Origin of the sequence: Ruminococcus sp. AM31-15AC (assembly GCF_003462045.1) — a bacterium.
GTDB lineage: Bacteria > Bacillota > Clostridia > Oscillospirales > Ruminococcaceae > Hominimerdicola > Hominimerdicola aceti.
Map to the genome: position 1 here is coordinate 1 of NZ_QTYG01000077.1, position 7,648 is coordinate 7,648.

6 protein-coding genes and 1 pseudogene are annotated in these 7,648 nt (G+C 35.7%); 2 read left to right on the forward strand and 5 right to left on the reverse strand.

Annotated features, from left to right (window positions below; all coding sequences use genetic code 11):
• Positions 1 to 66: 66 nt before the first annotated feature.
• From dcm to DW793_RS13380, 4 genes are read right to left on the reverse strand one after another with little or no spacing between them, the layout of a single operon-like run.
• Complete coding sequence (gene dcm, locus DW793_RS13365; protein ID WP_118158439.1) at positions 67 to 1,035, reverse strand: DNA (cytosine-5-)-methyltransferase; 969 nt, start codon at positions 1,033 to 1,035, stop codon at positions 67 to 69.
• On the reverse strand, positions 1,023 to 2,444 hold the full coding sequence (locus DW793_RS13370) for a protein NO VEIN domain-containing protein (protein WP_118158440.1): 1,422 nt from the start codon (positions 2,442 to 2,444) through the stop codon (positions 1,023 to 1,025). Before DW793_RS13370 ends, dcm begins: the two co-directional genes overlap by 13 nt.
• 8 nt (positions 2,445 to 2,452) lie before the next feature.
• Positions 2,453 to 3,496, reverse strand: coding sequence for a DNA cytosine methyltransferase (locus tag DW793_RS13375; protein ID WP_118158441.1), 1,044 nt, complete (start codon positions 3,494 to 3,496; stop codon positions 2,453 to 2,455).
• 51 nt (positions 3,497 to 3,547) lie between these two features.
• Entirely contained in the window at positions 3,548 to 4,237 is a 690-nt protein-coding gene (locus tag DW793_RS13380) for a helix-turn-helix domain-containing protein (RefSeq protein ID WP_118158442.1), read from the reverse strand.
• A 226-nt stretch (positions 4,238 to 4,463) separates the two neighbouring features.
• On the opposite strand from DW793_RS13380, the gene DW793_RS13385 reads away from it, so the two are divergent.
• Together DW793_RS13385 and DW793_RS13390 are read left to right on the forward strand one after the other, a co-directional pair.
• Positions 4,464 to 5,963: a YfjI family protein gene (locus DW793_RS13385; RefSeq protein ID WP_118158443.1), complete on the forward strand. Its 1,500-nt coding sequence runs from the start codon at positions 4,464 to 4,466 to the stop codon at positions 5,961 to 5,963.
• Positions 5,964 to 6,203: 240 nt separating this feature from the next.
• Complete coding sequence (locus DW793_RS13390) at positions 6,204 to 7,406, forward strand: plasmid recombination protein (protein WP_118158444.1); 1,203 nt, start codon at positions 6,204 to 6,206, stop codon at positions 7,404 to 7,406.
• A gap of 44 nt (positions 7,407 to 7,450) precedes the next feature.
• Here DW793_RS13390 and DW793_RS14825 read toward each other — a convergent pair.
• Positions 7,451 to 7,648: pseudogene (locus DW793_RS14825) on the reverse strand (IS3 family transposase); the annotation flags it as partial.

The window sequence follows — 7,648 nt, forward strand, 5'->3', positions numbered from 1 at the left end:
ATAAAATTTATAATATTTTATTATTTCTTTACTACTTTCCTTAAAAAATGGTCTTGCAAACATCTATTATTTTTTAATTGTTAACTTTCCTACTACGTTCGCCACATACCAAAACATGACTGGTGGGATAGCGTTACCTAAAGCACGATACTGCGCTGATTCGGTACACACAAGCTTAAATGATTCAGGGAAAGACTGAATTCTTGCAACTTCGCGAGGAGTAAATCGTCTATATCTCCCATTAACCATTAAAACAGGGTCTGTACTGTTTAAAGAAACCTTTGCTAAGTGTGAGCCAACTGTATTACAAGGCTTTGTAATATCCTGTGCCCTTCCTTTATTCATTGTTTCACGCTTTCTCATCATTCCCTGAACAGCTCTCTCGCTAAAGAAATATTTATCAGCAACCGCATTTTCTATTACTTTTCCAAGAGAAACATATTCATTTTCATCAGTAATAGGCATATCCGGAAATTCAAATTTAATACCAAGATCGTTACGGAATCCAACAATAATAACTCTTTCACGTTTTTGAGGGACACCATAATTTGCGGAATTCAGCAATTTGTGTGTAATAGTATATCCGCTTTTTTCAAATTCCTCTAATATTAGAGGAAATGCTTCTTTCTTATTTGCTGACATAATACCTTTAACATTTTCAGCAATAAAGCATAAAGGTTGTTTTTCACGCAAAATACGACACATTTCAAAAAACAACTTTCCTCTATCGTCTTTAATTCCAAGTCGCTTAGGATTCTGAGCTACTATCGAAAAGGACTGACAAGGGAACCCACCCGTAAGAATATCAAAGTCAGGAATCTCACTAGATTTAACTTCTCGAATATCTCTGTTATCTGGCTTTATTCTAAAATTTTCTTCAAAAAGCCTACAAGCATTATCGTCTATGTCGTTGGCATAAACGATTTCCATATTATTGCTCGGATAATACTTGTCTAAAAATGTAAAATCGCCAAGTAATCCCACATCAGTTCCACCACAGCCACAAAAAAGGGATGCAACTTTTAATTTGTCCATGTTAATAACTCCTCAAAATTACCTACTTCAGCTCTGGTTGTGCTAAATGTTATATCTGCCCCGTCTTTTGGAATCATATCTATTAAGTCTCGCTTATACAATCCAACAGGGTCTTGTATAAGAAACAATTTCTTCTCAGTTTTGCTTATCATCAAACGATAAACAAAATATCTATCTCGCATTGTATTTGCTGTATTCCACTCATTTGGCGTAAGATGAACCTTGTTAAAATGTAATGGCTTAGAACTAATCGTTGTTTTTACTTCTATATAGCGTTTGCGTTCATCCAGTTCAACAGACTGAATATCGTATCCAACTGCAAATTGTGTCGGGATGCGTTTTATAAGATGAATAAGATCTTCACGTCCACCAATTTTCACACGTTGACATTCATGCGAATGAACAAGACTTTCACCCATGTCTCCAATATCTTTCGTTTTAATTACATCAGATTTTTCAAGTATTTTATCATAAAGTGCATAACTCTGCTTCTTTAACTCTTGATATTCCTCCACATCATTTGCAATAAATGCAAGAATGTCCGTTTCGAAATCAGTTTCTTTAATATCACGATTTACAAATTTAAACCACTCATCGTAACATTCTTTTATTTCTTCATATGTAGCATATCTATTTTGAATAAACCTATCATATTGATTAAACCATTCAGTTGAATTAGTAAATTTCAAAACAGCTTCGTTTTCTAACTTGTTTATGTAAAAATTCTTTCCACCATACACAATAAGCAAATTGGCTATTTCCATATAATCAAGGATATCCCCAGCATAACGAATAACATCACCTGTCTCATCGTACTCAACATCATTCTCTCTATTTTCAATTATACGCTTCCAAACTTTTTCAGGTGCTTCATTATCTCTTGTGCAACGTAAATCGTTAAAAATACAATGGCAAGCCTCAGCTTTTGTAAGATATTGACGAGAGCCTGTATTTTCCTCAGCATATTTCAAAACAGATAAAATATACTGTGCTGGCTTAAAATGAATTCCAGCACTAATTTGTTTAGCAATTTCTTGAACTTTTAAATGGGCTCCAGGGTACTGAAAGTTATAAAGATAATATTTGAAAAACTCAACCAGATCTTCTTTTTGAGCTAATTCAATTGCCCTTCTTCCAGGCTTTACAATATCACCATTGTATTCAAGAAAACCAAATAAAGAGGAAATTTCGGTTCTCCAATTGTTGATGGTTTTTAATTCTTTAACTGCATTACCAGGATAACGACGAATTGCTTCGTTTAATAGATCTGCAAATTTTTCTTTATGTGCTTCATTCATCTTAGATATTTCTGTTGCCATATAGACAAGAACATTTTCCACATCATTTTTAAAACGTGGTCTAACGTGATGAATTCTAAAGTATAGGTCATCTGGTATGTGGTATTTCATATATATAATCACTCCAAATATTTTAGCAAAGCTTCTGCGATTGCTTGAGCCATTAATGGTGGAACGGCATTTCCTACTTGTCGAAATTGTTGTGTTTTGTTGCCCTCAAATACAAAATCATCCGGAAACGATTGTAATCTCGCACATTCTCTAACAGTTGGAACCCTATTATATTTATAATGAAAATGGTGTCTATGACCAGTATCAATAGTGGGGGCAGGTTTATAACTACAAAATCTTGTCCAAGCAACGTGAAAATTTCGCGATTTTATATACTCTTCAGGTAAGTCTTTATAATTTCCACCATCAGGAACTAATGAAATAATATGCTTTACTTTTTCTGAATGAGCCGCTGCTATATGATTTCTTACTTTTTCAGAATTCTCTCTCATGATTTTCTGGTATTCATTCTGAACCTCTGTTTCATATTCAGCTGGATCTTCACCAAGTTCATTGATAAGTGGTGGAAGATCAGAAAGAGCCATTTTACAGGTTACCATTTCTTTTTTTGTTATGGAATCGAAATTAAAATCTTTGTCTTTTAAGCCAACAAATATGACTCTTTTTCTGTTTTGTGGTACTCCATAATCCGCTGCACATAAGATGCGATATTTTACTCTGTATCCAAGTGCAGTCAAACGTTCAATAATGCTTTCCTTAATTTGTCCCTTAAATAAACTGACAAGTCCTGGAACATTTTCAATAACAAAAGCCTTAGGTTTTATTTGCTCAACAAAGTGAATGTATGATAAATAAAGTTTATTTCTTGGATCGTCAAATTTTCTTGGACCTGAAAGAGACATTCCCTGACATGGAGGTCCACCTATTATTAAATCTATATTCTTATCGTCAATTACTTTTTTTATATCTGAATAATTAAGCTCAGTAATATCACCACATATTGACTTTGCTTTCTTGTGGTTGTGTTCAAAAACGTTTAATGCCATTTTATCATTATCAATGCCAAGAAGTATATTTACTCCTGCCCTTTCAAATCCACATGATAATCCGCCACAACCACAAAATAAATCTATTGCATTGTAACTTTTCATTCCATACCTCAAAATGTTTGTCCTCGGACTTTGTGTCTTTTGTGGGTTTTCTTACTCCACACCCGAAATCATAAATTTAATGCTCTTATCAAATAAATCTCCCAGAGTAAGCAAGTCAGAAAGATTGAAAGGATAGTTTCTAAGACTGTCCTTGTGTTTTTTATCATTAAGGATAAAATCTGCCTTGGAACTTAAGAATTCATCAGAAACCTGTTCTGCTGATGTGATATCCAGATTATGAAGAATAATTCTGCTAAGTTGCATTTGAATATTTGCAATAATAGGATTATTATTGACATTATCAAATACCTCAATCATTTTATCTCTGCCACGTTCACTTATATTGGCAATTTTTCTATCTGGCTCAGTTGCAGTAAACTTTTTTTCATTTCCACAAAGAAATAGTATGCTGCTATTTGCAAATGCAGCTATTTCATTCAGATAGTTATCTTGTAAATTTTTACTACTCTTAAGTGAGATTGTTCTTGCAGGAGTTGCCTTTATGCTCCGTAACGCCTGACTTACCGTAGCACCTGCGCCATGGTTATCATCTTCTGTGCCAAGCAAATAACCCACGCTACATTCCAAAGTTTGAGCCATTTTTATTAATATCTCATAACTCGGATTGCCGCCGTTTTTCCAGTTGGTTATGTTACTCTTACTTATTCCAAGTTCGGTTACAAGGCTGCTTGCTGAGTAGCCTTTTTCTTTGCATTTTTGTTTGAAAGCGTTATAATTCATAAATAGCACCCCTGTTGTTTGTGCAGAAAGTAGAAATAATAAGCAAGCTATTGACAATTGTTCTATCTTGATGTATGATGTAAATCAATAAAGTTGTATTACATAGAACTGTTCGGCGGTATTTAACTTTATTGAAATTACATTTTAAGCTGCACTATCTTCATGCGTCTATTGTACCATATTTTTAGTGCAAAGTCAAGTTTATAATAAAAGAAAGGAGTCAAAAATGAAAGAAAAAGGTGATGTTCCAAATCTTCCACCTGAATTTAACCCCATAATTCCACTTCGTGATGATTCACCACAAAGAGAATTTCCAATCAAGGCATTACCTCCAATTCTTCGTGAAATGGTAATAGGTATCGCTGAAACCACAGGCACAGATCCAGCAATGGCAGCAACTTCGATTTTATCGGCAATTAGCTATTGCTTTACAAGCAGGTATAGAATGCAGGGTAAAGCCGACCATTCAGAACCGCCTATGATTTATAGTTTCATTGTTGCCGAACCATCAGAGCGAAAATCACCTGTTGTAAAGTTCATCAAAAAGCCATTTGTTGATTTTGAACTGAAATATAATCAAGAACATGCTGAGGAATTTCACAAAATTGAGGCGATGAAAAAGAAACTTCTTTTTGAAGCAGATAAGCTTGAAAAAGAGGAAAGCAAAGACGTTGATCAAATCGCAAAGCTGAAAACGCAGGCAGAACAAATGGGTGACGTGGGCAAAAGACGAATTACTGTAGAGGATATTACTCCTGAATCGTTGATTCAATTGATGGGAAAGAATAAATCTTTACTGATGATTTCTGATGAAGCAGGTATGCTCGGAAACTTTACAGGACGATATTCCAATAACAACATACCTAATATGGATATGATTTTGAAAGCATGGAGTGGTGAAAGTTTCTTTTGCGACAGAGCAACAAAAGAATCTATACAGATTTCCAATCCATGCCTGTCAATTAGTCTTGCAGGACAACCTTACTTATGGGATAGTATGATTTCTAATTCTGTATTCAGAAACAGTGGTCTGCTTGCACGATTTTTCTATTGTTTTCCAAAGAGCAAAGTCGGCACAAGGCGGTATGATTCAAAATCAATTGATCCGATTGTTGTTGACAACTATAACAGGCTCATTGACATTCTTCTTACAAGAAAATTCAATGCAAAGCCCACAGAGGAAAAATTTCTGAAATTTGATGAAACAGCACAGCAAGATTTCACCGATTACTATAACAATTATATTGAGAAAATTCAGCTCACAGAGTTTGTAAACTGCAAGGACTGGGGCGGTAAATATCATGGTCAAATACTTCGCCTTTGTTGCATTATCCATTGTGTAAAATGTACTATTGAAGGCAAGTGTCCTGAGGATGTCCTTGTTGATGTAAACACACTTTGCAATGCGATTGATATTGCTGACTACTACAAGGAACAGGCAATATATGCTTTCAGTATTGGTAGCGTAGATAATGAAATTTTGAGGGCAGAAAAAGCTCTGGAAATCATCAGGGCAAAGCAAATAAGAGAAGGATTTCAATCGGCATTGCTAAAGAAATGTCGAAATAAAATCTTCCCTGAACCTGACGACTTTTACAAGGCACTCAAACTGCTTGAAGAATATGGTTATGTTGCTTTCGATGAAAGAGAAACAGGCAACCATAAATCTGCAATTTATGTTTTTGTAAATCCGAAAGTATTTGAGGATACAGCTGATCATAGCTGACATCAGTCAGCAAAAAGCCCTCGGCAGAGCGCCTGTATATATGATAGAACTTGCCAAAGGGCTGTCATATATACTATGGCGTTACAATAGGCATAGTGCCTGTTGTAAAATCGGTGCTCCGCACCGTATTGTTTCAGCGATTGTATTCTATCGTTCTGAAACTTGTCACCGCAATCCTCTGATTGTTCGGTGACATTGTCCAAACTGGTAGAGCAAATGAATTTCGAGAAGGGAGAATAGATGAAAGAAAAACGCATTTCGTTTTGTCAGGGAAAAGGCTCATTAACTCACAACAATAGAGATTTCATCGCAGAAAATGTCGACCGCTGCCGTATGAGAGATAACTATACGTTTATCAGGAAAGATATTGGCTGTGTGTATGAGCATTTATTTGCTGAATCAACAAAGCGTTACAATGCCAAGCAGAAACGCAATGACAGAAAAATTCATGGTACATATTATGAATCTCTCTTTCATAAGAAACCGTCCAATTCTGTTGTGACAGCTGCTGATAAGCGAAAAAGTTTCTATGAAGATGTCGTTCAGATAGGTAAAAAAGAAGATTCCGGAGTGGATACAGAAGATGCACAGCTTGTAGCAGCGTGTCTGAAAGAGTATATGGCAGGATATCAACAGCGTAATTCAAATTTCGTAGTATTCAACGCTGTGCTTCATATGGACGAAGCCACACCTCACTTACATATTGACTATATTCCTGTTGGTCATTACAAGCGTGGACAGGATACACAAAACGGCATTGCTCAAGCCTTAAAAGAAATGGGATTCGGAAGTGGAAAAGATGCAATTGCACGTTGGAGAAAATCAGAAATTGAAGTACTGAATCAAATCTGTCTTGCACACGGTATCAGACCTTTGGAACCTGAAAAGTCAAGAGGTTCGATGTCAGTTAAAGAGTACAAAGAAGCAAGGCAAGAAGCAGATAAACTTAAAGCTGAAAATGTCCAACTCAAAAGCGAAAATGAGGGTATTTCTCGTGAACTTACTGAAACAAAAGCAATGCTTGAAAGGGCAAATAAGAAAAAGGTTCAGCTTGTTGATATTGGGAGCATTGCGGTTAAGCCGACCATTTTTGGAAACAAGGTTACCCTTGATAAAAATGATTATGACAAACTTCAAGCTCTTGCTGAAAAAGAAGTGGTCAGCGTAAAACGAACCAGAAAACTTACTGCGGCTAATCAACAACTTAGCAAAGAAAATACGGAATTGAAAAGTACAATAAACCAGCAAGCAGCTGAACTTGCCAAATATAAGAAACCTGCAACAATATCAGTCAAGACACTTATGAAAAGTGCAAAGGAGACCTCTGAAAAGGAGAGGTTAAGATCTGACTTGCAAAAAGCAAAATCATTCATTTCAGCTAATGGACTTACAGAAGAATTTCACAAATACAAATCAAATACAAAAAATCACGAATTAGAGTAAATGGTTTTGTCAATATCACTTGACACATTTTATTCGAACAAGAATTATGCAGCGAGAAAGATATGATCATAGTAGAGCTTTCTTCGGGCTGCCGGAGGCAGTCCGCCGTTGGCGGTGCAGATTCTTCTGTTGACCCAGTAACTCATATAATATCTCCAGATCATAGTCTTCAACTCTCTCATAGTGTATTTCTCCGATTTGTCCCCACGGCTGTAGAATAGCTCTTCTTTCATTCTTGCCCA

Bases quoted from the DNA above. Each gene is read 5' to 3' on its own strand.
- DW793_RS13375 (WP_118158441.1), bottom strand. From the start codon at position 3,496: ATGAAAAGTTACAATGCAATAGATTTATTTTGTGGTTGTGGCGGATTA.
- DW793_RS13380 (WP_118158442.1), bottom strand. From the start codon at position 4,237: ATGAATTATAACGCTTTCAAACAAAAATGCAAAGAAAAAGGCTACTCA.
- DW793_RS13370 (WP_118158440.1), bottom strand. From the start codon at position 2,444: ATGAAATACCACATACCAGATGACCTATACTTTAGAATTCATCACGTT.
- DW793_RS13390 (WP_118158444.1), top strand. From the start codon at position 6,204: ATGAAAGAAAAACGCATTTCGTTTTGTCAGGGAAAAGGCTCATTAACT.
- dcm (WP_118158439.1), bottom strand. From the start codon at position 1,035: ATGGACAAATTAAAAGTTGCATCCCTTTTTTGTGGCTGTGGTGGAACT.
- DW793_RS13385 (WP_118158443.1), top strand. From the start codon at position 4,464: ATGAAAGAAAAAGGTGATGTTCCAAATCTTCCACCTGAATTTAACCCC.